21 protein-coding genes are annotated in these 22,757 nt (G+C 73.5%); 9 read left to right on the forward strand and 12 right to left on the reverse strand.

What is annotated here, in order from left to right; all coding sequences use genetic code 11:
• Positions 1 to 4 precede the first annotated feature (4 nt).
• Together C9F11_RS24385 and C9F11_RS24390 are read right to left on the reverse strand one after the other, a co-directional pair.
• The gene (locus tag C9F11_RS24385; protein ID WP_249401870.1) at positions 5 to 1,450 is read right to left on the reverse strand and encodes a hypothetical protein; all 1,446 of its coding nucleotides are present in this window, start codon (positions 1,448 to 1,450) and stop codon (positions 5 to 7) included.
• 94 nt (positions 1,451 to 1,544) lie between these two features.
• Positions 1,545 to 2,255, reverse strand: a complete 711-nt coding sequence (locus C9F11_RS24390) for a hemerythrin domain-containing protein (protein ID WP_138961268.1) — start codon at positions 2,253 to 2,255, stop codon at positions 1,545 to 1,547.
• Between the two features lie 180 nt (positions 2,256 to 2,435).
• Between C9F11_RS24390 and C9F11_RS24395 the strand changes: the two genes are divergently transcribed.
• Positions 2,436 to 3,323, forward strand: coding sequence for a TIGR03619 family F420-dependent LLM class oxidoreductase (locus tag C9F11_RS24395; RefSeq protein WP_138961269.1), 888 nt, complete (start codon positions 2,436 to 2,438; stop codon positions 3,321 to 3,323).
• 791 nt (positions 3,324 to 4,114) lie between these two features.
• Here the strand turns inward: C9F11_RS24395 and C9F11_RS24400 are convergent.
• Positions 4,115 to 4,915 carry a helix-turn-helix domain-containing protein gene (locus C9F11_RS24400; protein WP_346347340.1) on the reverse strand — a complete coding sequence of 267 codons (801 nt, stop codon included), beginning with the start codon at positions 4,913 to 4,915 and terminating at the stop codon, positions 4,115 to 4,117.
• A gap of 501 nt (positions 4,916 to 5,416) precedes the next feature.
• Here C9F11_RS24400 and C9F11_RS24405 point away from each other — a divergent pair.
• Entirely contained in the window at positions 5,417 to 5,803 is a 387-nt protein-coding gene (locus C9F11_RS24405; RefSeq protein WP_249402222.1) for a cupin domain-containing protein, read from the forward strand.
• A 13-nt stretch (positions 5,804 to 5,816) separates the two neighbouring features.
• Here C9F11_RS24405 and C9F11_RS24410 read toward each other — a convergent pair whose 3' ends face one another.
• Positions 5,817 to 6,308 carry a helix-turn-helix domain-containing protein gene (locus C9F11_RS24410; protein ID WP_249401871.1) on the reverse strand — a complete coding sequence of 164 codons (492 nt, stop codon included), beginning with the start codon at positions 6,306 to 6,308 and terminating at the stop codon, positions 5,817 to 5,819.
• Between the two features lie 89 nt (positions 6,309 to 6,397).
• Between C9F11_RS24410 and C9F11_RS24415 the strand changes: the two genes are divergently transcribed.
• Complete coding sequence (locus tag C9F11_RS24415) at positions 6,398 to 7,864, forward strand: MFS transporter (RefSeq protein ID WP_171075832.1); 1,467 nt, start codon at positions 6,398 to 6,400, stop codon at positions 7,862 to 7,864.
• Here the strand turns inward: C9F11_RS24415 and C9F11_RS24420 are convergent.
• Positions 7,801 to 8,661: an AraC family transcriptional regulator gene (locus C9F11_RS24420; RefSeq protein WP_138961272.1), complete on the reverse strand. Its 861-nt coding sequence runs from the start codon at positions 8,659 to 8,661 to the stop codon at positions 7,801 to 7,803. The two genes, C9F11_RS24415 and C9F11_RS24420, sit on opposite strands and share 64 nt — an antisense overlap.
• A 101-nt stretch (positions 8,662 to 8,762) precedes the next feature.
• Here C9F11_RS24420 and C9F11_RS24425 point away from each other — a divergent pair, with 101 nt between their 5' ends.
• The gene (locus C9F11_RS24425; protein WP_138961273.1) at positions 8,763 to 9,629 is read left to right on the forward strand and encodes an NAD(P)H-binding protein; all 867 of its coding nucleotides are present in this window, start codon (positions 8,763 to 8,765) and stop codon (positions 9,627 to 9,629) included.
• Here the strand turns inward: C9F11_RS24425 and rarD are convergent.
• Positions 9,583 to 10,569, reverse strand: coding sequence for an EamA family transporter RarD (gene rarD / locus C9F11_RS24430; RefSeq protein ID WP_269078096.1), 987 nt, complete (start codon positions 10,567 to 10,569; stop codon positions 9,583 to 9,585). The genes C9F11_RS24425 and rarD overlap by 47 nt on opposite strands.
• A gap of 187 nt (positions 10,570 to 10,756) precedes the next feature.
• On the reverse strand, positions 10,757 to 11,617 hold the full coding sequence (locus C9F11_RS24435; RefSeq protein WP_138961275.1) for an SDR family oxidoreductase: 861 nt from the start codon (positions 11,615 to 11,617) through the stop codon (positions 10,757 to 10,759).
• 101 nt (positions 11,618 to 11,718) lie between these two features.
• Between C9F11_RS24435 and C9F11_RS24440 the strand changes: the two genes are divergently transcribed.
• A complete protein-coding gene (locus tag C9F11_RS24440; protein ID WP_138961276.1) occupies positions 11,719 to 12,105 on the forward strand; it encodes a helix-turn-helix domain-containing protein in 387 nt (128 codons plus the stop codon).
• Between the two features lie 74 nt (positions 12,106 to 12,179).
• Here the strand turns inward: C9F11_RS24440 and C9F11_RS24445 are convergent, their stop codons facing one another.
• The 5 genes from C9F11_RS24445 to C9F11_RS24465 all read right to left on the reverse strand — a co-directional run bounded on the left by C9F11_RS24445 (position 12,180) and on the right by C9F11_RS24465 (position 19,385).
• A complete protein-coding gene (locus C9F11_RS24445) occupies positions 12,180 to 13,262 on the reverse strand; it encodes a 2-oxoacid:ferredoxin oxidoreductase subunit beta (protein ID WP_138961277.1) in 1,083 nt (360 codons plus the stop codon).
• Positions 13,255 to 15,186 carry a 2-oxoacid:acceptor oxidoreductase subunit alpha gene (locus C9F11_RS24450; RefSeq protein ID WP_138961278.1) on the reverse strand — a complete coding sequence of 644 codons (1,932 nt, stop codon included), beginning with the start codon at positions 15,184 to 15,186 and terminating at the stop codon, positions 13,255 to 13,257. The genes C9F11_RS24445 and C9F11_RS24450 overlap by 8 nt, the downstream gene beginning before the upstream one ends.
• Positions 15,187 to 15,578: 392 nt before the next feature.
• Positions 15,579 to 16,238 carry a response regulator transcription factor gene (locus C9F11_RS24455; RefSeq protein WP_275940281.1) on the reverse strand — a complete coding sequence of 220 codons (660 nt, stop codon included), beginning with the start codon at positions 16,236 to 16,238 and terminating at the stop codon, positions 15,579 to 15,581.
• A 340-nt stretch (positions 16,239 to 16,578) separates the two neighbouring features.
• Positions 16,579 to 17,925 (reverse strand): sensor histidine kinase, encoded by a 1,347-nt coding sequence (locus tag C9F11_RS24460; protein ID WP_249401872.1) that lies wholly within the window; start codon positions 17,923 to 17,925, stop codon positions 16,579 to 16,581.
• Positions 17,926 to 18,203: 278 nt separating this feature from the next.
• A complete protein-coding gene (locus C9F11_RS24465) occupies positions 18,204 to 19,385 on the reverse strand; it encodes a sensor domain-containing protein (protein WP_138961280.1) in 1,182 nt (393 codons plus the stop codon).
• A 248-nt stretch (positions 19,386 to 19,633) separates the two neighbouring features.
• On the opposite strand from C9F11_RS24465, the gene C9F11_RS24470 reads away from it, so the two are divergent.
• Genes C9F11_RS24470 through C9F11_RS24485 form a run of 4 tightly spaced genes read left to right on the forward strand, consistent with a single transcriptional unit; the run spans position 19,634 to position 22,753 of the window.
• Positions 19,634 to 20,026, forward strand: coding sequence for an NADH-quinone oxidoreductase subunit A (locus C9F11_RS24470; protein ID WP_030684951.1), 393 nt, complete (start codon positions 19,634 to 19,636; stop codon positions 20,024 to 20,026).
• Entirely contained in the window at positions 20,017 to 20,676 is a 660-nt protein-coding gene (locus tag C9F11_RS24475) for an NADH-quinone oxidoreductase subunit B (protein ID WP_138961281.1), read from the forward strand. The genes C9F11_RS24470 and C9F11_RS24475 overlap by 10 nt, the downstream gene beginning before the upstream one ends.
• On the forward strand, positions 20,673 to 21,788 hold the full coding sequence (locus C9F11_RS24480) for an NADH-quinone oxidoreductase subunit C (RefSeq protein WP_138961282.1): 1,116 nt from the start codon (positions 20,673 to 20,675) through the stop codon (positions 21,786 to 21,788). The genes C9F11_RS24475 and C9F11_RS24480 overlap by 4 nt, the downstream gene beginning before the upstream one ends.
• Positions 21,785 to 22,753, forward strand: a complete 969-nt coding sequence (locus C9F11_RS24485) for a complex I subunit 1 family protein (RefSeq protein WP_138961283.1) — start codon at positions 21,785 to 21,787, stop codon at positions 22,751 to 22,753. Before C9F11_RS24480 ends, C9F11_RS24485 begins: the two co-directional genes overlap by 4 nt.
• The last annotated feature ends 4 nt before the right edge of the window (positions 22,754 to 22,757 follow it).

Consider the following 22,757-nt stretch of genomic DNA (forward strand, 5'->3'; position numbering starts at 1 on the left):
CGCGTCAGGGCCGTACGTACACGACCCAGCCCGGCGCATAGGTATCCGGAACCGGCGCCCGGGTCCAGGACCGGGCCCAGGCCGGAGCCGGTGCGTCCCGTATGACCAGGGCGGTGGGGTGCCGTTCGGCGCCGCGGGGCGAGGGCTCGCAGCCCGCGGCATAGGCAAGCGGAATCACCGACGTGTTGCCGCCCAGCAGACAGGGCGCCCGTACGCCCCGCTCGTGCAGGACGGCGGCGACCCGCACCCAGTCGCGCCTCGCGGACTCCTGGACGCGGTAGGTGGAGGAGACCAGGGTGAGCTGCGCGGTCAGATGGGCCGCGAGGGCCAGCGCGAGGGCGCCCACCGCCGCCCTCCGCAGCCGCGCGCGCCGCGCCGCACGGACCGCCGCGAGCACCCCGAAGGCGGCGGGCACGGCGAGCAGCGCGTGCGTGGGCAGCAGGAACCTCGGCGCGGTGTACGGCACCACGAGCACGTACGGCAGCGCGGCCGAGACCGCGACGGCCACGGCCAGCAGGCCCCCGGCGGCCGTGCGCCGGAGCCCGCGCACCGACCACAGACCGAGCGGCACCAGGACGGCGAGCAGCAGCCACCACCCCAGGGCGGTCGGCCGCACCCCGTCGCCGGCGCACGGGCGGCAGAGCAGCGGCCCGTCGACGGCCGTGAACAGGTGCAGCGCGGAGTCGGTGAGCCGAAGGCCGCCCTGCACCTCGCTCGCGGAGCTGAGCCGTTCGCGTACGCCACCGAAGCGAACGTACGCCTCGATCGCCCAGGGCAGGAAACCCGCCGCGAAGCCGGTGACGACCGCGGCCGCGCGGGCGCCCGAGCGCCACCTCGGCACCAGGGCCGTGGCGAGCAGCAGCGGCCCGGCGACGGCGGCCCCGTCGTTGGGCCGCATCAGGGTCGCGAGGGCGAGGCCGCCCGCGACGCCCGCGCAGGCGCGCGCCGTGGGGCGGCGGTGCAGGAAGAGTCCGACGGCACCGGTGGCGCCCATGGCGGTGTAGTGGTTCGGCATCGCGGCGTTCGCGTAGAACAGGGCGATCCACAGGCTGCCGTACAGGCCGGCGGCCACCGGCGCTGCCTCGGGGCGGTCCGGCGCGGCCCGCACCCAGGGGCGGAAGCCGAGGTAGAGCGCGGCGCTCGCCAGGAGCGTCAGCCAGGCGCGCAGCAGCACGGCCGAGTCGCTCCAGGTGGCGACGGGCGCGAGGAGCAGCGGCACGCCCCGGGTGCGGGGCGCGCTGAAGGGCACCCCGGAGCCCGGGCCCGCGAACGGGCCGAAGCGGCTCGCGTAGACGAGCTCGTCCCAGCCGAGCCGCAGACCGAGCGGGACGAGGGCGAGCGAGGTGAGGGCGAACAGCGCGCAGACGGCGAGCAGAAGCCGGTGAGCGCGCTGTTCGCGGTCGCGACGCACGGAGCGTCGCGCTTCCTGGTTCCGCAAGTCGAGCGCCACCCGACAACCGTAAGGAATACGGGCATTACGACGGGAGTACGCCTGCTGCCGGGCGTGGCCCGCGCTGTCGTGAACGCGGTGCCCCCGCCGGGCGTCAGGAGGCCGGGCCGAAGACCTCCACCTCGTGCTCGGCGTAGGCCCGGAACACCGTGTCGGCCACGGGCGACACCCCGCCGGGCGGGGTGAGGACGCGCAGGTCGTCGGCCGTGGCCCACGACATCAGCCAGGCCCGCAGCCACGGCGCGTGCTCGACGGGGGTGGCCGCGCGGATCCTGGCCTCGGCGGCGGCGTAGTCCTCGGCGCCGACGTGCCGCGTGATGACCGGGAACAGCTCCCGCTCCTCCGCCGCGACGTGCCGTACGAGGGCCGCGTGCTGCGCGGCGAGCGCGTCGGCGAGACGGCGGGCGTGCCGCGCGGGGTCCTCGCCGAACAGGGTGGCCGCCCAGTCGCAGGCGTCCTGGAGCGGGTCGAGGGCGGTGTGGTCCTCGGTGAGCGAGGCGAGGTCGGCGACGCCTTCGGGGGAGAGGCCCTCCACGAAGGAGCCGTCCGTCAGGGCCTGTTCGACGGCGGCGGCGATCACCGGCCACAGGACGGCGTCCTCGTTGTCGTGGTGGTGCCGGACGCCGACGTTGTAGCGGTGCACGTACGTGGCGATGGACTCGGCCCACGCGCCGGTCACCGGGCGGCCGGACGTGGCGATGCCCTCGACCAGCGTGGCCAGGCGCTCGACGTCGCCGGTGATCGCGCGGTGGGCGAGGCGGATGCCGGTCAGGTCGGGTGCGGGGGCCAGGGTGTGGTTGGTCATGGAGAGACTGTGAAGGGGGCGGGTACAGAGCCGGTCAACGGCCGTTAAACGGCCGATCTCCCGCCGCGTGCTCACCGGGGTCCCGCCGGGTTGTCTCCGGGGTCCTCTCCGTGCGCGGGTGGCGCGGTTCACACGTGGAGCTACGCGGTCCGGGGCCGTCCCCGCACGCAGGATGGGCCCATGCACATAGGTATCGCCCTGCCGCAGTACGGCACCCACGCCCGGGAAGAGTCCATCGCGCCGTTCGCCCGGGACGCGGAGGCCGCCGGGTTCGACTCGCTGTGGGTCGGGGACCGCTCGCTCACGCCGGTCGCGCCCAGCGATCTGTACCCCGGGCACACCCCGGACAACCCGTACCCGCCCGAGTACAAGACCTTCATGGACCCCCTGACGGTCCTCACCGTCGCCGCCGCGGCGACCACCCGGGTCCGGCTCGGCACCAGCACCCTCAACGCCCCCTGGTACCCGCCGCTGCTGCTCGCCCGCACCCTGACCACCCTCGACCGCGTCAGCGGGGGCCGCCTCGACGCGGGGCTCGGCATCGGCTGGCTGCGCGACGAGTACACGGCGGTGAACGCGGACTTCGGCAAGCGCGGGGCGCGCCTCGACGAGATCCTGGACGTCCTGGAGGGCATCTGGACCGAGGAGACCTTCGAGCACGAGGGGCCGCACTGGCGGATCCCCCGCTCCTACGTCGGCCTGCGGCCGGTCCAGCAGGCCGGTCCGCCGGTGTACCTGGGCGGCTTCAGCCCCGCCGCGATGACGCGCGTCGGCCGCCGCGCCGCGGGCTGGGTCGGCGTCACGCTGCCGCCCGAGGCGCTGGCGGGCCTGTGGTCCGTCGCCCGCGCCGCCGCGGAGGCCGCCGGACGCGACCCCGACGCGCTGCGCCGCGAGATCCGCCACAACCCGAAGCCGGGGGCTTCGGCGGAGGAGATCGCGGGGGTGCTGCGCGGGGTCCGGGGGGCCGGGGTGGAAGGGTGCTTTGTGGATTTGCAGCAGTGTGTACGGGAGCCGGGGGCGGCGCTGGAACTGGGCGCCCGGGTACTGGACCTGCTCCGCAGGGGCTGACCCCCGCTCCGCAGGGGCTTGGCCTCGCTCCCGCCGGGGCTGGACCCGCTCCGTAGGGGCTCGGCCGTGCCTTCGCTTGAGCCCGCGCCTGCGCTGGGGTTCTGCCACGCCTTCGCCTGCGCTGTCGCTGGGGTTTCGCCGCGCTCGGCTCGGCCTGCCGACCGGGCGGGGCCCAGGTGTCGCCCCGGTCCGTGGCTGGTCGGCACCTGGAGGTGTGCCCCCTTCCCCGGGCTCTCGGCGCCGCCCCGCGCGGCGCGGACCCGCCCGCCGCCCCCGCCCGGGCAGGGTGAGGCTCTGCCCCCACCTCGCCCCCGTGCCCCGCGCGGCGTGGACCCGCCCGCCGCCCCCGCCCGGGCCCGGGTGAGGGCTCGGCCCTCGCATCGGCCCTGGTGGCCCCGCCGTCCCCACCGGGGCGCGGGCGAGGGGCCGCCTCGCACCCGGCCTTGCGCCTCCGCGCGGCGCGGACCCGCCCGCCGCCCCCGCCCGCCGGGCGCGCTGTCGGTCGGTCACGCACCCGCGGCGCCCCGCGTCGGGGCCGGTCCGGCGAAGCCGGGTGTGACGGGTGGGCGGGTGGGAGGAACCGCCGCGGTAGCGGCGGGGACGTGGGGCGTCGGCTGTGGCGCTCCGCGTCGGGGTCCGGCCGGGCGAAGCCGGGTGTGACGGGTGGGCGGGTGGGAGGAACCCGCCGCGGTAGCGGTGGGGGGGGCGCAGGGCGGCGTGAGGCGCGACGCCCCGCGCCGAGGGCCCGCCCGGCGAAGGCGGGCCGCGCCAGGGAGAGGGGAACCCACCCGTCAGGGGCCGAAGCGGCGGCGGTACGCCGAGGGGCTGAGCCCCGTCGCCCGGCGCAGCCGCGCGCGGAGGTTGGCCGCGGACCCGAGCCCACTGCGCCGGGCCACCACGTCGAGCCGTTCCTCCCCGCGCTCGATGAGCCGGCACGCGAGCCCGACCCGCTCCCCGTTGAGCCAGGCCAGCGGCGTCGTACCCAACTGCGCCCGGAACCGCCGGTGCAGCGTGGCGGGGCTGACGGCGGCCCGCGCGGCGAGCCCGCCCACGGTGAGGGGTTCGTCGAGGCGTTCCTGGGCCCAGGCGAGGAGCGGCGCGAGGGACTCGTCGGGGACGTCGGGGACGGGCCGTTCCACGAACTGCCGCTGTCCGCCGTCGCGGTGGGCGGCGAAGACGAGCCGCCGGGACACGGACACGGCGACCTCCGCGCCGAAGTCGCGGCGCACGATGTGCAGGCCGAGGTCGAGCGCGGCGGCGCTGCCCGCGGCGGTGAGGATGTCGCCGTCGTCGACGAAGAGGACGTCGGGTTCGAGCCGGACGGCGGGGAAGCGGGCCCGGAAGTCCTCGGCCCACTGCCAGTGCGCGGTGGCGCGGCGCCCGTCGAGGACCCCGGCCTCGGCGAGCGTGAACGCGCCGCTGCAGAAGCCGACGAGCCGGGCCCCGCGCGCGTGCGCGCGCCGTACGGCGTCCAGGACGGCGGGGCGGCGCGGCACCTCGGTGTCGGGCCGGTTGGGCACGATCAGCGTGTCGGCGGTGTCGGCGGCCTCGATCCCGACCACCCCGGTGAGGGTGAAGAAGCCGTCGCGCATGAGGGTGCGCGGCTCGGGCGAACACAGCGCGAAGTCGTACAGGGAGGGCCGCTCACGGCCGAGCTCGGGCCGCGGAAGCCCGAAGACCTCGGTGGCGCAGCCGAGTTCGAAGGGATTGGAGTTCTCATCAACGATGACAACGACCCGATGCCCCCGCCCGCCCCCGCCCCCCGACAGCCCGGCTTCGGCTCCCGGCCGCCCGGCTTCGGCCCCAGACCCGGCCCCAGACCCGGCTCCGGGGCGCCCGGCCCCGGCTCCCGCCCGCCCGGCCCCGGCCCCGGAACGCCCGGCCCCGGCTCCTGACCGTCCGGCCCCGGCTCCGGGGCGCCCGGCCCCGGCTCCCGCCCGCCCGGCCCCGGCCCTGGCCCCGCCCCCGGCCCCCGGCCCGCCCCCGGGCCCCTGCGAGTTTTCTTGCGCCATATGCGATTTCTAGCACTCGTGGTCGCGCGGGCCAAGGTTCACGATGGCCTTATGACCATGGAAACCGCAGTTCAGAGGCGTATGCCGATCGCTCTCGACGAGGCCCTCGCCTCGTTCGACGAGCACTGGAGCCCCCGCATCGTCACGCACGTCAACGACTACGACGTACGCGTCACCAAGGTCGAGGGCGAGCACGTGTGGCACGTGCACGATGACACCGACGAGTTCTTCCTCGTCCTGGACGGGGAGTTGGACATCGCCCTGCGCGAGCCCGCGGGGGAGCGCACGGTGACCCTGCCGAAGGGCTCGGTCTTCACCGTCCCGCGCGGCACCGAGCACAAGCCGACCGCGCGCCCCGGCACCCGGATCCTGCTCTTCGAGCCCACGGGCACGCTGACGGTCGGGGACCGCCACGACGAGGTCCCCGACCACGTGGACGTGACCACGGGCCACGCCCTCGACGCCTAGGGCCCGGAGCACCTCAGGCCCCGGCGCCGCCCCCGGCCTCGGCGTCCGCCGCCCGCGCGTCGTACGACGACCGCGCCGCCGCGATCTCGTTCTGGTGCTCCTCGGTCCAGGTGACCAGGGACTGGATGGTGTGGTGCAGGGTGCCGCCCAGCGGCGTCAGCTCGTACTCGACGCGGGGCGGCACCACCGGGTGGACCGTGCGCCGCACGAGGCCGTCGCGCTCCAGCTGACGCAGGGTGACGGTGAGCATCCGCTGGCTGATGCCGTCGATCTCGCGCCGCAGCTCCGTGAAGCGCAGACGGCGCTGGTCGAGGAGTGCGATCACCAGGAGTGACCACTTGTCGGCGATCCGGTCGAGGATCTGCCGCACCTGGCAGTCCTCGCGGGTGTCCCACTGGAAGGGGTCGGCGTCCCCGTAGTCCAGCCCGTTCCCGTACTCCCGGGCGGCGTCGTGAGGCACGGTGCTCCCGGAGTTACTCGGTGACTTCAAAGTGCCTTCTTCCATGCCTGCCGATGCTGCCGCACGCTGTCCATGGTTACAAGAAGGAACCGGCCATCAGTTGGGTAACCAACGGGTTGAATCGAGGAGTCACCATGGGCGCCCGCGCGTGGGCACTGCTGCTCGTCCTCTGCGGCACGATCTTCCTGGAGGGCGCCGACATCGCGATGCTCGCGATCGCGATCCCCACGATCAGGTCCGACCTGGACCTGTCGACGGCCACCGCGGCCTGGGTGATCAGCTCGTACGTCCTCGGCTACGCGGGCTTCACGCTGCTCGGCGGCCGCGCGGCCGACCTGCTCGGCAGGCGACGGATGTTCCTGACCTGGCTCGGGGTCTTCCTGGTCTTCTCCGGGCTCGGCGGCCTCGCGACCGAGGGCTGGATGCTGATCGTGGCCCGGTTCGTGACCGGCGTGGCCGCCGCGTTCATGACGCCCGCCGCGATGTCCATCATCACCACCTCGTACGCGGAGGGCCCCGAGCGCAACAAGGCGCTGCTCGTGTTCGCGGGCACCTCGGCGGGCGGCTTCTCGCTCGGCCTGGTCATCGGCGGGCTGCTCACCGAACTCGGCTGGCAGTGGGTGTTCTTCGCCCCGGTCGTCCTCGCCGCCGCGATCCTCGCCGCCGCCGTCCGGCTCGTGCCCGCGGCCGACGCGCCCGCGGCGAAGGCGTCGGCGACCCTGCGCTCGGGCGGCTTCGACCTGCCGGGCGCGGCGGCGGCCGCGGGCGCCATGCTGCTGCTCGCCTACGGCGTCGTACGGCTCGAACACGGCCTCGACGGCTGGCCGTTGACGCTCGGCGCAACCCTCGGCGGGCTGCTGCTCGGCGCGGCGTTCGTCGGCATCGAGCGCCGCGCGGCCGTGCCGCTCGTGCGCCTCGGCATCTTCCGCACCGGCACGGTGGTGCGGGCCGGGCTCGGCGCGCTGCTGTTCCTCGGCGCCTTCATGGGCTTCCAGTTCGTGCTCACGCTGTACTTGCAGGAGCTGCGCGGCTGGTCGTCGTGGCAGACGGCGATCGCCCTCGTCGTGATGGGCTGCGACGTGGTGCTCGCGCCGACCCTCACGCCCCGCCTGGTGAACCGCTACGGCCACGCCCGCGTCATCCTCGGCGGCTTCCTGCTCGCGGCCCTCGCGTACGCGCTGTTCCTGCCGGTCGGCAGGGACTGGACGTACGCGGCGATGTTCCCGACGCTGCTCATCGCGGGCACGTCCTTCGCCCTCGCGTACGGGCCGCTGATGATCGCGGCGACCGACGGCGTCGCCGCGCGGGAGCAGGGCCTCGCGGGCGGAATCCTGCACACCGCCACGCAGTTCGGGGCGGCGATCGGGGTCTCGGGCGTGACGGCGGTGTACGGGCTCGTCGCCGGGGGCCACGGCGGCACCGCCGGGGCCGGGCACTCGCTCGACGCCTTCCGCGCGGCCCTCGTGGTGCCGGTGGCCCTCGCCCTGGTGGGCGTGGCCGTCGCCCTGGCCGGGGTGGTGCGCGGCGGGCGACCGCCTCAGCCCGCGGCCCGCAGCGAAGAACCGGCCGCCGCCCTGCCCGTGACCAGCGAGGCGCGGTGACCGCTCGGGCTGATGCCCCGGATCCGCTTGAAGGCGTCGCTGAAGCCGAACCCGTCGGCGTACCCGACCCGTCCGGCCACGGACGCCACCGTCGCACCCGGCTCGGCGAGCAGCTCGGCGGCCAGCGTCATGCGCCACTCGGTGAGGTACGCCATCGGCGGCTGCCCGACGAGATCGGCGAAGCGGCGGGCGAAGGCCGCGCGTGAGACCCGGGCGCGCGCGGCGAGCGCCGCCACCGTCCAGGCCCGGCCCGGCTCCTCGTGCATGGCGCGCAGGGCCGGGCCCACCACGTCGTCGCCCAGCGCCCGGTACCAGGCGGGCGGGCAGGACTCGGGCAGGTCGAACCACTCCCGCAGGGTGCAGGCGAGCAGCCAGTCGAGCATCCGGTCCATCACGTACTGGCGCCCCGCCCGGTCGGCCGCCACCTCGTCCGCGATCAGGCCGATGATCGTCAGGCACTCCTCGCCGCCGGGCACCACGAGCACCGGCGGCAGCGCGCTGAGCAGCCGCCGTCCGCCGCTGCCGTCCCACTGGTAGGTGCCGGTGACCAGCTCGGTCTCCGCGTCGCCCGCGGCGGCGACGCCGAAAGGGCCCGAGGTGCGCACGGCGGCGCAGCCCGCCCCCAGGGTGCGCGTCCCGCCCGGGCCCGTGACGTGGGCCTGCCCGCGCAACACCATGACCAGGGTCAGCGCGACGGGCTCCGTCGGCTCCGGCTCCCACGCCCCGCGCAGCACCGTACGGGCGAACAGCGCGCCGTCCGCGCGGATGCCGCGCAGCAGATCCCCCAGAGCGTCCATGCCCCCACCGTAGACGGCCGTCCGGGCCGGCAAGACGGACGCCTATGGGGCCGAGACGGACGCCCATGTCACCGGGAGCGGCACCGGGGTTGGCTGGACGCATGACGACGACACCCCAGCAGACACCCCAGAAGGCACCGCGTACCGACGACCTGATCCTCGTGCTCGGCGCCACCGGCAAGACCGGGCGCAGGCTCGTGCCCCGGCTGCGCGCGGCGGGCCACACCGTGCGCGCGGCCTCCCGCTCCGGCGAGACCCGTTTCGACTGGAACGAACGCTCTACCTGGGCGGCGGCGTTGGACGGCGCGTCCGCCCTCTACCTGGTCGCGCCGGAGGAGCCGGAGCCCGTCGCCGACTTCGTGGCCCAGGCCGTGGCGGCGGGCGTGCGCCGCTTCGTGGTCCTGTCCGGGCGCGGCATCGAGGTGTCCGGCGAGTCCTTCCTCGCGGGCATGGCGCGGGCGGACCGCGTGGTGCGGGAGGCGGACGTCGACTGGACGGTGATCCGCGCCAACAACTTCGCGCAGAACTTCGACGAGGACTACGCCCACGCCCCGCTGCTCGCGGGCCGCCTCGCCCTGCCGGTCGGCGACGTGGCCGAGCCGTTCGTCGACGTCGAGGACATCGCGGAGGTCGCGGCCGCGCTGCTCACCGAGGAGGGCCACTCCGGCCGCGTGTACGACCTTTCGGGCCCGCGCGCCCTCACCTACGCCGAGGCGGTCGCGGAGATCGCGGCGGCGTCGGGCCGCCCGATGCGCTTCGAGGCGGTCACGCAGGAGCAGTTCCTGGCGGAGCTCCGCGCGGCGGAGGTCCCCGAGCCGCTGGCGCGCGAACTGGCCGCCGTCTTCACGTTCACGGCCGAGGGCCACCTCTCGCCGCTCGCGACGGGCGTCCAGGACGTACTCGGCCGGGCGCCGAGGGACTTCAGCGCGTACGTGAAGTCGGCGGCGGCGCGGGGTGCGTGGGCCTGACGGCGGGAGACGGGACGGCCTGCCGCGCGGCGGCGGCCCGCGCCGCGTTGCGCCGCGCGAAGCGGAACGCGTCGAAGGTCAGCAGCGCGAGCGCCAGCCACACCAGGGCGAACCCGGCCCACCGCTCCGGCGGCATCTCCTCGTGGAAGTACAGGATGCCGAGCAGGAACTGGAACACGGGCGCCAGGTACTGGAGCAGCCCCAGCGTGGACAGCGGCACGCGGATCGCGGCGGCGCCGAAGCAGACCAGCGGCGCCGCCGTCACCACGCCGGTCGCGGCGAGCAGCGCGGCGTGCCCGGCGCCCTCCGTGCCGAACACGAGGTCGCCCCGGGTGCCGAGCCACACCAGATAGGCGACGGCGGGCAGGAACTGCACGGCCGTCTCGGCGGCCAGGGACTCCAGACCGCCGAGGTTGACCTTCTTCTTCACCAGGCCGTACGTCGCGAAGGTGAAGGCCAGGCACAGCGAGATCCACGGCGGCCTGCCGTAGCCGATGGCGAGGACGAGCACGGCGGCCAGGCCCACGGCGACGGCGGCCCACTGCACGGGCCGCAGCCGCTCGCCGAGCAGCAGCACGCCGATCGCGATGGTGACCAGGGGGTTGATGAAGTAGCCGAGGGAGGCCTCGACGACGTGGCCGGTGTTCACGGCCCAGATGTAGATGCCCCAGTTGACGGTGATGACGGACGCGGCGATGGCGACGAGGCCCAGTTTGCGGGGCTGGCGCAGCAGTTCACCGGCCCAGGCCCAGCGGCGTACGAAGAGCAGTGCGACGGCGACGACCACGAGGGACCAGGCCATGCGGTGGGCCAGGATCTCGCCCGCGCCCGCGGGCTTGAGGAGCGGCCAGAAGAGGGGCACGAGGCCCCACATGCCGTAGGCGGCGATGCCGTTCAGGAGGCCTGTGCGGGCTTCCCCCTTCGCCTGCGCAGGTCCCACAGTTCCTCCTCCGTACCGGCAGCCCCACGCTGCCTTCCGAAGGTAGCGCCCACGGCCCTGACCTGTCATGCCCGTTTCGCCATACGGTCATGACACACCTGCCCCCCTGCTGTGGGCAGCTGGTCCGCCCAGAGGGCGGAACGGGTGGGCACAGCCCCCCACCGGCCAGCACCCGCAAACGAGACGGTCAGACCAGAGCGGCAGCAACAGCCGAGGCAAGCGGCGTGGTCGGCCGCCCGATGAGCCGGGCAAGATCCCCGCTCGTCCCCGCGAGCCGCCCCCGGCGAATCGCCGCGTCCGCATCCACCAGCACCGCCGCCACCGGCTCCGGCAGCCCCGCCCCCACCAGCACCGCCAGATGCTCCGCGGGCGACACCTCGGCGTAGGACACAGACGTGCCGGAGGCCTTCGCGACCTCCGCCGCGTACTCGGGGAAGCTCCACGCCACGTCCCCGCTCAGCTCGTACGCGCGCCCCTCGTGGCCCTCGCCGGTCAGGACGGCGACGGCCGCGGCGGCGTAGTCGGCGCGGGCGGCGGAGGCGACGCGGCCCGAGGGCCCGGCGCTGCCGACGACGGCCCCGTGCTCCAGGACGGGGGCGAGGTGCTCGGTGTGGTTCTCGTGGTACCAGCCGTTGCGCAGGAACGTGTACGGAAGGCCCGACGCGAGCACCGCCCGCTCGGTCTCCTTGTGCTCGGCGGCGAGGTCGAAGTCGGCGTCCGGCCCGCCGAGGATGCCCGTGTACACCAGGTGCGCGACCCCGGCGGCCCGCGCCGCGTCGATGACGGCCCGGTGCTGCGGCACCCGGCGCCCGATCTCGCTGCCGGACACGAGCAGGACCTTGTCGCCCGCCGCGAAGGCGCCCGTGAGGGTCTCGGGCGCGCTGTAGTCCGCGATCCGCAGCTCGACGCCGCGCGCGGCGAGGTCGGCGGCCTTCTCCTCGTTCCGTACGACGGCCACGACCCGGTCGGCGGGCACGCCCGCGGCGAGAAGCCCTTCGACGACGAGGCGGCCGAGGTGTCCGGTGGCTCCGGTGACGACGATGCTCATGGGTGGTTGCTCCTGTATGTCCCGTTGGGATGAGGTATGGCACTCACCCTAGCTAGGGCACTAACCATCCGTAAGTACCCACTTTGAAGTAAGGTACTGGCATGGCCGTAAGTAAAAGTCGGACCCCGGGCGCCGAGCAGCTGTGCCCCCACCGCCTCGTCCTGGAGCACGTCACGAGCCGCTGGGGCGTCCTCGTCCTGATCGCGCTCGCCGAGCGCTCGTACCGCTTCAGCGAGCTGCGCCGCGAGGTCAGCCGGATCGGCAGGACCGTCAGCGAGAAGATGCTGGCCCAGACCCTCCAGACCCTGGAGCGGGACGGCCTGGTGCTCCGCGAGGCCAGGCCGGTCATCCCGCCGCACGTCGACTACTCCCTCACCGGCCTGGGGCGCGAGGCCGCCGAGCAGGTCATGGCCCTCGCCACCTGGACGGACCGGCGCATGGACGACGTACTGAAGGCGCGCGAGGAGTACGACGCGGCCCGCGCCTGACGCGCGCCGCGCGTACGACGAGGCCCGGTCCTGAAAGGTCAGGACCGGGCCTCGTCGTACGCGGGCGGTGACGGCTAGCCGACGACCGTCCAGGTGTCGCCGCCGGCGAGCAGCGCCGCGAGGTCGCCCTTGCCGTGCTGCTCGACGGCCGTGTCGAGCTGGTCGGCCATGAGCGTGTCGTACACCGGCCGCTCCACGCTCCGGAACACGCCGATCGGGGTGTGGTGCAGCGTGTCCGGGTCGGCCAGGCGCGAGAGCGCGAAGGCCGTGGTCGGGGACGCGGCGCGGGCGTCGTGGACGAGGATGTCGCCCTCGTTCTCCGCGGTCACGGGGACGACCTTGAGGTCGCCGGTGGCCGGGTCGCGCACGACGCCCTTGGAGCCTTCGGTGCCGAAGCGGATCGGCGCGCCGTGCTCCAGGCGGATCACGGCCTCCTCGGCCTGCTGCTTGTCCTTGAGGACCTCGAAGGCGCCGTCGTTGAAGATGTTGCAGTTCTGGTAGATCTCCACCAGGGCCGTGCCCGGGTGGTCGGCGGCCTGGCGGAGGACCTCGGTCAGGTGCTTGCGGTCGGAGTCCACCGTGCGGGCGACGAAGGAGGCCTCGGCGCCGATCGCGAGGGACACCGGGTTGAAGGGCGCGTCGAGCGAGCCCATCGGCGTCGACTTGGTGATCTTCCCGACCTCGGAGGTGGGGGAGTACTGGCCCTTGGTGAGGCCGTAGATCCTGTTGTTGAACAGCAGGATCTTCAGGTTCACATTGCGCCGCAGGGCGTGGATCAGGTGGTTGCCGCCGATGGACAGGGCGTCGCCGTCACCGGTGACGACCCAGACGCTCAGGTCGCGCCGCGAGGAGGCGAGGCCCGTAGCGATGGCGGGGGCGCGGCCGTGGATGGAGTGCATCCCGTACGTGTTCATGTAGTACGGGAAGCGGGACGAGCAGCCGATGCCGGAGACGAAGACGATGTTCTCCTTGGCCAGGCCGAGCTCGGGCATGAAGCTCTGGACGGCCGCCAGGACCGCGTAGTCGCCGCAGCCGGGACACCAGCGCACTTCCTGGTCGGACTTGAAGTCCTTCATCGACTGCTTGGCCTCGGCCTTGGGCACGAGCTTCAGCAGCGTCTCGGAGCCGGTGGGCCCCTCGATCGTGGTGTCAGCCATCGATGGCCTCCTTGAGAGCCGTGGCGAGCTGCTCGGCCTTGAACGGCATTCCGTTGACCTGGTTGTAGGAGACCGCGTCCACGAGGTACTCGGCGCGGATCAGTGTGGCGAGCTGGCCGAGGTTCATCTCGGGGATCACCACCTTGTCGTAACGCTTCAGGACGTCGCCCAGGTTCCGCGGGAAGGGGTTGAGGTGGCGCAGATGGGCCTGCGCGACGCTCTGCCCCGCGGCGCGCAGCCGGCGCACGGCGGCGGTGATCGGCCCGTACGTGGAGCCCCAGCCGAGGACCAGGAGCCGCGCGTCGCCGGTCGCGTCGTCGACCTCGAGGTCCGGCACGGCGACGCCGTCGACCTTGGCCTGGCGGGTACGGACCATGAAGTCGTGGTTGGCCGGGTCGTACGAGATGTTGCCCGTGCCGTCCTGCTTCTCGATGCCGCCGATGCGGTGCTCAAGGCCCGGCGTGCCGGGGATCGCCCACGGCCGGGCGAGGGTCTTCGGGTCCCGCTTAAACGGCCAGAAGACGTCGGTGCCGTCCGCCAGGGTGTGGTTCGGCCCGGAGGCGAACTGCACGCGCAGGTCCGGGAGTTCGTCCGACTCCGGGATGCGCCACGGCTCGGAGCCGTTGGCCAGGTAGCCGTCGCTCAGCAGGAAGACGGGCGTGCGGTACGTCAGCGCGATCCGGGCCGCCTCCAGGGCGGCGTCGAAGCAGTCCGCCGGGGTGCGCGGGGCGACCACCGGCACCGGCGCCTCGCCGTTGCGGCCGTACATCGCCTGGAGCAGGTCGGCCTGCTCGGTCTTGGTGGGCAGACCGGTGGAGGGCCCGCCGCGCTGGATGTCCACGACCACGAGCGGCAGCTCCAGGCTCACCGCGAGGCCGATCGTCTCCGACTTCAGGGCCACGCCGGGCCCCGACGTCGTGGTCACCGCGAGCGAGCCGCCGAAAGCGGCGCCGAGGGCGGCGCCGATGCCCGCGATCTCGTCCTCGGCCTGGAAGGTGCGCACGCCGAAGTTCTTGTGCTTGCTCAGCTCGTGCAGGATGTCCGAGGCGGGCGTGATCGGGTACGAGCCCAGGTACAGCGGCAGGTCGGCCTGGCGCGAGGCGGCGATCAGGCCGTAGGCGAGGGCGAGGTTGCCGGAGATGTTCCGGTAGGTGCCCGGCGGGAAGGCGGCCGCCGCGGGTGCCACCTCGTAGGAGACCGCGAAGTCCTCGGTCGTCTCGCCGAAGTTCCAGCCCGCGCGGAACGCGGTGATGTTCGCCTCCGCGATGTCCGGCTTCTTGGCGAACTTCGTCCGCAGGAACCGCTCGGTCCCCTCGGTCGGCCGGTGGTACATCCACGAGAGCAGACCGAGCGCGAACATGTTCTTGCTGCGGCCCGCGTCCTTGCGGGACAGGTCGAAGTCCTTCAGCGCCTCGACCGTCAGCGTGGTCAGCGGCACCGGGTGGACCTGGAACCCGTCGAGCGAGCCGTCCTCCAGCGGCGAGGTCTCGTACCCCACCTTCTGCATGGCCCGCTTGGTGAATTCGTCCGTGTTGACGATGATCTCGGCGCCGCGCGGCACGTCGCCGATGTTCGCCTTGAGGGCGGCCGGGTTCATCGCGACCAATACGTTCGGCGCGTCGCCCGGGGTGAGGATGTCGTGATCGGCGAAGTGCAGCTGGAAGCTGGATACGCCCGGCAGCGTGCCGGCGGGGGCACGGATTTCGGCGGGGAAGTTCGGCAGCGTCGACAGGTCGTTGCCGAAGGACGCCGTTTCGGAGGTGAACCGGTCACCGGTGAGCTGCATGCCGTCACCGGAGTCACCCGCGAAACGAATGATCACTCGGTCGAGACGGCGTACGTCCTTCTCGCCCGCGGGCCTGCGCTGTTCCCCGACTACGGCTTCGTCGGCCTGCTCGGCCGGGCTACTGACCTGGCTGGTCACTGAACTGGACCTCCCTCGAGGCGACTGTGCGGGATCGCAGGCAGACCTGCCCTCCCGCTGCCCACCCTACGTCTGTAAGGGGTACCTTCCTGGGGCCGCTCGCATGGTGGACGCACCTTTGAGACAGCTTGATGCCCTGATTTATCACGTTCTGCCTCGCCCCCCGGCCTCTCATGAAGACGCTCTCCGCTCATCCTTTGGTTCTAGGGCGCCGGATCTAGGACCGGCGCCCTCCTGCGCTGGGCGCTGTCCCGCTGCCGGGACGTTCCCGCCCTGGTCGGAGTACCTCGTCCGGCACCTCTGACACGATGTCAGTGCGGTGGGTGGATGGTGAATCCCGAACGCCCCGGAATGGGGCCGGACGTTTCCGGAAGGACACCGGAAATACGGAATTAGGAATTCAGATACGTGAGCACGGCAAGCACCCTCCGGTGATCGCCGTCGCTCTGGGAAAGTCCGAGCTTCAAGAAGATATTGCTGACGTGCTTTTCCACGGCCCCGTCGCTGACGACGAGCTGACGCGCGATCGCCGAGTTGGTCCGCCCCTCGGCCATCAGGCCCAGGACCTCCCGCTCACGCGGGGTGAGGCCCGCGAGGACGTCCTGTTTGCGGCTGCGCCCGAGCAGCTGCGCCACGACCTCCGGGTCGAGCGCGGTCCCGCCCTGCGCCACCCGCACCACCGCGTCCACGAACTCGCGGACCTCCGCGACCCGGTCCTTGAGCAGATAGCCCACGCCCCGGCTCGACCCCGCGAGCAGCTCCGTCGCGTACTGCTCCTCCACGTACTGGGACAGCACGAGCACGCCGAGCCCCGGATGGCTCTTGCGCAGCTTCACGGCCGCGCGGACCCCTTCGTCCGTGTGCGTCGGCGGCATCCGCACGTCCGCGACCACGACGTCCGGCAGCTCGTCCTGGGCCGCGAGCTCCGTGATCGTCTTGATCAGCGCGTCCGCGTCCCCCACGCCCGCGACCACGTCGTGCCCGCGGTCGGTCAGCAGCCGGGTCAGCCCCTCCCTGAGCAGCACTGAATCCTCGGCGATGACCACCCGCACCTTGTCCTCCACGATGTTCCGGCCCCCCACAGCCTGTCCCCACCCCATTGACAGACCCCAGCATCCCAGCATCCGGACCCTCATGGGACCGACTCCGGCCACGTCCGAACAGCCGAACGCCCCGAACGGGCAGATCAAGCCCGTCCGGGGCGTGGCTTTCCAGCCGGTTCAGTGGTCGAGGGGGAGGCGCGGGGGCGCGCCGGTCAGGGGCGCCGGGGCGCGGGTGGGGTGCGCCGTCCGGGGTCGCCGGGGTGTGGTGGGGTGCGCCGGTCAGGGCCGCCGGGGCGCGCGGGTGGGGTGCGCCGGGCGAGGCGGGGGCCTGGGGCTCGGGGGCCGGGGGCTAGCCCCGCCAGGGGAGCTCCGCCGTCACCAGGGTCGGGCCGCCGACGGGGGACTCCACCACGAGGATCCCGTCCACCGCGTCCAACCGCTCAGCGAGCCCCGCGAGCCCGGAGCCCGCTCCCACGTCGGCCCCGCCCCGGCCGTCGTCGGTCACCTGGAGCATCAGCCGGTCTGCCGCCCACCACACGTCCACGGACGCCCGCGAGGCCCCGCTGTGCTTGCTGATGTTCTGCAGGAGCTCGGAGACCGTGAAGTACGCGATGCCCTCGATCGCCGCCGCGGGCCGGGCGGGCAGGTCGACCTCCACGTCCACCGGCACGGTGGACCGCGCGGCGAGGGAGGACAGGGCCGCGTCGAGCCCCCGGTCGGTGAGCACGGCGGGGTGGATGCCCCGCGCGAGGTCGCGCAGCTCCTGGAGGGCCACCTTCACCTCGCCGTGCGCCTCGTCGACCATCCGGGCCGCCGCCTCCGGGTCCTCCGCGAGCTTCTCCTTGGCGAGGCCGAGGTCCATGGCCAGGGCGACGAGCCGGGCCTGCGCGCCGTCGTGCAGGTCCCGCTCGATGCGCCGCAGGTCCGCCGCCGCGGTGTCCACGACCACACCGCGGTCCGACTCCAGCTCCGCGACGCGCGACACCAGGCGGGAGGGGCCGAGGAGCCCGAAGACCAGGACGCGGTCGACGGTGGTCAGGGCACGGATGATCCACGGCGTGGCCAGCGTGATCAGCAGACCGGTGAGGGCGGTGAGCCCGATCTCGAAGGGGTTGTCCAGGTAGATGTGGTGCGTGGCGTCGCTGTAGAGCTGGATGCCGCCCTGGCCCACGTAGGCCGGGAAGATCCAGAACCACAGCGGGTACGTGAGCATCGCCCAGCCGTACGTCCAGAAGACCAGCGCCACCACGAAGGCGAAGATCGCCCACGGCATGTGGATGACGGCGTACACCGCGTGCCGCCAGGAGACGCCGCTCTTCAGGACGGCACCCATCCACGCCAGCGGCCCCGAGCCGCGCGGCTGGAGCGGGTGCGGGTCCTTCACGTCGACGCCGAGCAGCGCCCGCGCCCGCACCCGCTCGAGCGACCCGAAGCCGCGGCAGGCGGTCAGCGCCAGGGCGAGGACGGGGACGCCGATGAACGTGATCAGCAGACCCACGCCGAGCGTGAGCGTCGTCACCGCGAAGGAGAAGCCGATGACGCTGAGGGGCATCGAGAGCAGCACGTACACGAACTCCCGCAGGGTGCGCCCCTCGAAGGGCGCCCGCAGCCAGACCGGGAGGCGGTGGTGGCGGGCCGTCCCAGCCGCGTCGCCCCCGTGGTCCTCGGCCCAGCGGCCGTCGAGGTCGCTCCTCATGAGGTGTCCGTACCCCTGTCCGTAGTCCGTGGCCATCGCTGCCGTCCGTTTCTGTTCGTCCCGCGCGGTTCCCGGCCCTCCGTGACCGGCGCGGGCTCCCTCTTGTCGTACTCCCAGAGTGCGCTCCGGGGCGTGTGGTGGACCATGGAGCGCGTCGGCGTCTTCGGCCGGGGGTTTTCCCTACCCTCCGGGGGGATGTGGGCCCCGCCGGCGGAAGGGCCCGCTCCGGCACGGCGCCCGGGCCGCGCCCGCCTCACTCCGTCCGGGCCGCGCCCGCCTCACTCCGTCCGGTCACGCCACGGCAGCTCCGCCGTGATCGTCGTCGGCCCGCCCTGCGGCGAGTCGATGATGAACAGGCCGTCGACCGCACCGAGCCGCTCCGAGAGGCCCGCCATGCCCGTGCCGCCGTCCAGGCTGGCCCCGCCGTGCCCGTCGTCGCGCACCTGGATGAGCAGCCGCTGGTCCGAGCGCCACACCTCGACGCCGGCGGTGCGGGCGCCGCTGTGCTTGGACACGTTCTGCAGGAGCTCGGAGACCGTGAAGTAGGCGATGCCCTCGATCGCCGCCGCCGGGCGCGCGGGCAGATCGGCCGTCACCTTCACCGGCACCGTGCACCGGGCGGCCACCGAGGACAGCGCCGCGCTGAGGCCGCGGTCGGTGAGGACCGCGGGGTGGATGCCCCGGGCCAGGTCGCGCAGCTCCTGGAGGGCGAGCTTCACCTCGCCGTGCGCCTCGTCGACCATGGCCGCCGCCGCGTCCGGGTCCTCGAGGAGCTTCTCCTTGGCGAGACCGAGCCCCATGGCGAGCGCGACGAGCCGGGCCTGCGCGCCGTCGTGCAGGTCCCGCTCGATGCGCCGCAGGTCCGCCGCCGCGGTGTCCACGACCACGCCCCGGTCCGACTCCAGCTCCGCGATGCGCCGCTCCAGCTCGTCCGACGGCGAGAGCAGTCCGCGGGCCATCGCCCGGTCGGCGTTGGCGAGCGCCCGCACCACGAACGGCAGCACCGGCCAGAGCAGGAACAGGCCGCACAGCGTCAGCGTGAACGTCGCGATGCCCCACGGCAGGCGTATGAACCCGTACAGCACGGCCCGCCAGCCCACCGGGTCCTTCAGCGTCGACCACAGCCAGGTGAGGACCCCGCCGCCGCGCCGCGACTTCAGCGGCATGGGGCTCGGCTCGTCGATGTGCACGCCGAGCAGCGTCCGGGCCCGCGCCCGCTCGAACCTGCCGAAGAGCCGCGCCCCGTACAGCGCGAGCGCGAGCAGCGGCAGACCGATGACCGTGAACGACAGGAATCCGCCGATGAAGCACGCCGTCACCACATACGTGAAACCGACCAGGCCCGCCGGGAGATTCAGCAGGAGGTGCAGGATCTCCTTCCAGGTGTGCGCGTCGTACGCGAACCGGGCAGGCGGCAGTGGCTCCGGTGTGGCCTGCGAAGACGTGGAACGTGGGGTCATATGAGCAAGAGTGCCCGGCGTGTGGCCCCGCGCGCCATGAGGGGGGCCGCCGAACCGGACTGTGGATAACCCCACCAGATCGCTGGGGTGGATCCGGCGAACCGATCCGGCGGATCCGGCCGATGACGGACCCGCGGCAGACCGGTCCGTGACGGTCTGCTTACCTCGCCTTTAGCAGGCCCTAGACTCCCGTGCGTACAGATCGTCGAACAGGGCGAGTCACGGAGTGCAGGGAGCGAGGGGCTGACGTGCCAGGGACGACGTACGTCGCGGCGAGCTACTACGAGTCGTACTCCGTCGTCGGACTGCTCGCCGTGGTCGGCGTGCTGTTCGTCGCCGTCGCCTTCGGCGCCGGGCGGCTGCTGCGGCCCGTCGTGCCGACCCCCGAGAAGCTCCTCACGTACGAGTGCGGCGTGGACCCGGTCGGCGAGGGCTGGGCGCACACCCAGGTGCGCTACTACGTGTACGCCTTCCTCTACGTGATCTTCGCCGTCGACTCGATCTTCCTCTTCCCGTGGGCGACGGTCTTCGCCGAGTCCGGCTACGGCGCGACGACCCTCGTCGAGATGTTCATCTTCCTCGGCTTCCTCGCCGTGGGACTGCTGTACGCCTACAAGAAGGGCGTCCTCACATGGACGTGAACCAGGAGCCCGCGGGGCCGGCCGAGCCCGTGCTCCTCCCGGAGCCGAAGAAGCTGGGCGTCCTGTCCCGGCTCGCCCCCGAGCCGATGAAGGTGGTCCTGAACTGGGGCCGCCGCTACAGCCTGTGGGTCTTCAACTTCGGGCTCGCCTGCTGCGCCATCGAGTTCATCGCGGCCTCCATGGCCCGCCACGACTTCATCCGGCTCGGCGTCATCCCGTTCGCGCCGGGCCCGCGCCAGGCCGACCTGATGGTCGTGTCCGGCACGGTCACGGACAAGATGGCGCCCGCCGTGAAGCGCCTGTACGAGCAGATGCCCGAGCCCAAGTACGTCATCTCCTTCGGCGCCTGCTCCAACTGCGGCGGCCCGTACTGGGACTCGTACTCCGTCACCAAGGGCGTCGACCAGATCATCCCGGTCGACGTGTACGTCCCCGGCTGCCCGCCCCGGCCCGAGGCCCTGCTCCAGGGCATCCTCAAGCTCCAGGAGAAGATCGCGCGGGAGTCCCTCGGCGAGCGGTACGCCGCCAACGGGGCGCGCCCGTCCACGGCCGCGCTGCGCAGCGGCCCGGTGGCTCCCCCGGCGCCCCCGGCCGAGCCCTCGGCGCAGGCCGCGCCCTCCGCGCCCTCCGTAGGGGAGGACGGCAGATGACCGGCTGGCTGTCCGCCCCCGTGGAGGAACTGTTCGGCGCGGAGGCGACCGCCGAGGAGTCGTACGACCTCCTGACCGTGGACGTGCCGTCCGCGTCCTGGCCCGAAGCCCTGCGGACCGCCCGGTCCACGCTCGGCTGCACGTACTTCGACTGGCTCAGCGCCGTCGACGAACCGGGCACGGGCTTTCGCGTGAGCTGCCACGTGGTGGCGCTGTCCCCGGTGCGGCGCCTCCTCGTCCGTACGACGGTTCCGCACGAGGCGCCCGTCCTGCCCTCCGCGGTCGACGTCTACGCGGGCGCGGCCTGGCACGAGCGCGAGACCCACGAGATGTTCGGCGTCCGCTTCGAGGGCCATCCGCACCTGGTTCCGCTGCTGCTTCCGGAGAACTTCGAAGGCCATCCCCTGCGCAAGGACTTCGTGCTCGCGGCCCGCGTGGCCAAGGCGTGGCCCGGCGCGAAGGAACCGGGGGAGTCCGAGCACGGTGGCCCCAAGCGGCGCCAGATGCTTCCGCCCGGCGTGCCCGACCCGAACGAGTGGGGCCCGCTGAAGGGCCAGCTGCCCGCCGCCCCGGCGCGCCCCGCACGCGGCGCGGGCCGTGCCGCGGCCGCGGGGGAGCGCCCCGCACGGCGCACGCGGACGGCGAGCGCGGGTTCGGCCGGCCAGAGCCCCGCTCCGGCCGCCGACGCTCCGGCGACCGACGCCCCGGCCGCCGACCAGGCCCCCGCTCCCGCCCGGCCGCCGCGCCGCGCGCGCAGCGTGAGCCAGGGCTCGGCGTCGCAGCGTACGGCGGCGCAGACCCCCGCTCCGGCGGACGCGGCGCGGCCCCCCGAGGCCCCTGGCCCCGACGCCGCCCCGGCCGCCCCGGCGCCGGACAAGCCGCAGCCCGCGCCGCGCGCCTCCGACGCCCCGTGGCACCACGCCCGCCCGGCCTTCGACACACCGAAGCAGGAACCCGAGCGGAAACCTCGGACGGCACCGGCAGAGACCCCGGCACCGGCAGAGACCCCGGCACCGGCAGAGCCCCCGGCACCGGCAGAGACCACAGAGAACACGGCGAACGAGGGGGACTCCGGGAACCCGGACACCGGCACCGAAGGAGGCACGCAGTGAACGACGCCCTCGACGTCACCCTGCGACTCCTCGTCGTCTTCGTCGCCTTCCTCGCCCTGCCCCTGATCGTCGGCCAGACCGAGCACAAGGTGATGGCCCACATGCAGGGCCGCCTCGGCCCCATGTACGCGGGCGGCTTCCACGGCTGGGCCCAGCTCGTCGCCGACGGCGTGAAGTTCGCGCAGAAGGAAGACGTCGTCCCCGCCGACGCGGACCGCCGCATCTTCCAGCTCGCCCCGGCCGTCGCCCTGCTGCCCTACCTCCTGGTCCTCGTCGCCATCCCCATCGGCCCCCAGGAGGGCGCCGTCGGTCAGGTCGTCGACGCGGGCATCTTCTTCGTCCTCGCCGTCATGGGCGTCGGCGTCCTGGGCTCCCTGATGGCGGGCTGGGCGTCGGCCAACAAGTTCTCCCTGCTCGGCGGCCTGCGCACGGCGGCCCAGCTGCTGGCGTACGAACTGCCGATGCTGCTCGCCGCCGCCTCCGTCGCGATGGCCGCGGGCACGGTCTCGCTGCCCGGCATCCTCAACGCCTTCGAGTGGTGGTGGCTGCCCTGGCAGATCGTCGGCGCCGTGGTCTTCTTCGTGGCCGGGCTCGCCGAACTCCAGCGCCCGCCCTTCGACATGCCGGTCGCCGACTCCGAGATCATCTTCGGCGCGTACACCGAGTACACCGGACTGCGCTTCGCTCTCTTCCTCCTCGCCGAGTACGCCGGGATCGTCGTCCTGTGCGGCCTCACCACCGTCCTCTTCCTCGGCGGCTGGCACGGGCCGGGGGGCGCCGACGGCCTCGGCTGGGTGTGGACCCTCCTGAAGACCGGCCTCCTCGCCTTCGTCGTCATCTGGCTGCGCGTCACCTACCCCCGGCTCCGCGAGGACCAGCTCCAGAAGCTCTCCTGGACCCTCCTCGTCCCGCTCGCCCTGGCGCAGATCGCGCTCACCGGAATCGTGAAGGTGGCGATCAACTAATGGC

Source organism: Streptomyces sp. YIM 121038 (assembly GCF_006088715.1).
Lineage (GTDB): Bacteria > Actinomycetota > Actinomycetes > Streptomycetales > Streptomycetaceae > Streptomyces.

Excerpts from the sequence above, each read along its gene's own strand:
- C9F11_RS24390 (WP_138961268.1), bottom strand. The coding sequence starts at position 2,255 with ATGACCAACCACACCCTGGCCCCCGCACCCGACCTGACCGGCATCCGC.
- C9F11_RS24395 (WP_138961269.1), top strand. The coding sequence starts at position 2,436 with ATGCACATAGGTATCGCCCTGCCGCAGTACGGCACCCACGCCCGGGAA.
- C9F11_RS24400 (WP_346347340.1), bottom strand. The coding sequence starts at position 4,915 with ATGCGCGACGGCTTCTTCACCCTCACCGGGGTGGTCGGGATCGAGGCC.
- C9F11_RS24405 (WP_249402222.1), top strand. The coding sequence starts at position 5,417 with ATGCCGATCGCTCTCGACGAGGCCCTCGCCTCGTTCGACGAGCACTGG.
- C9F11_RS24410 (WP_249401871.1), bottom strand. The coding sequence starts at position 6,308 with ATGGAAGAAGGCACTTTGAAGTCACCGAGTAACTCCGGGAGCACCGTG.
- C9F11_RS24415 (WP_171075832.1), top strand. The coding sequence starts at position 6,398 with ATGGGCGCCCGCGCGTGGGCACTGCTGCTCGTCCTCTGCGGCACGATC.
- C9F11_RS24420 (WP_138961272.1), bottom strand. The coding sequence starts at position 8,661 with ATGGACGCTCTGGGGGATCTGCTGCGCGGCATCCGCGCGGACGGCGCG.
- C9F11_RS24425 (WP_138961273.1), top strand. The coding sequence starts at position 8,763 with ATGACGACGACACCCCAGCAGACACCCCAGAAGGCACCGCGTACCGAC.
- C9F11_RS24435 (WP_138961275.1), bottom strand. The coding sequence starts at position 11,617 with ATGAGCATCGTCGTCACCGGAGCCACCGGACACCTCGGCCGCCTCGTC.
- C9F11_RS24440 (WP_138961276.1), top strand. The coding sequence starts at position 11,719 with ATGGCCGTAAGTAAAAGTCGGACCCCGGGCGCCGAGCAGCTGTGCCCC.
- C9F11_RS24445 (WP_138961277.1), bottom strand. The coding sequence starts at position 13,262 with ATGGCTGACACCACGATCGAGGGGCCCACCGGCTCCGAGACGCTGCTG.
- C9F11_RS24460 (WP_249401872.1), bottom strand. The coding sequence starts at position 17,925 with ATGAGGAGCGACCTCGACGGCCGCTGGGCCGAGGACCACGGGGGCGAC.
- C9F11_RS24465 (WP_138961280.1), bottom strand. The coding sequence starts at position 19,385 with ATGACCCCACGTTCCACGTCTTCGCAGGCCACACCGGAGCCACTGCCG.
- C9F11_RS24475 (WP_138961281.1), top strand. The coding sequence starts at position 20,017 with ATGGACGTGAACCAGGAGCCCGCGGGGCCGGCCGAGCCCGTGCTCCTC.
- C9F11_RS24480 (WP_138961282.1), top strand. The coding sequence starts at position 20,673 with ATGACCGGCTGGCTGTCCGCCCCCGTGGAGGAACTGTTCGGCGCGGAG.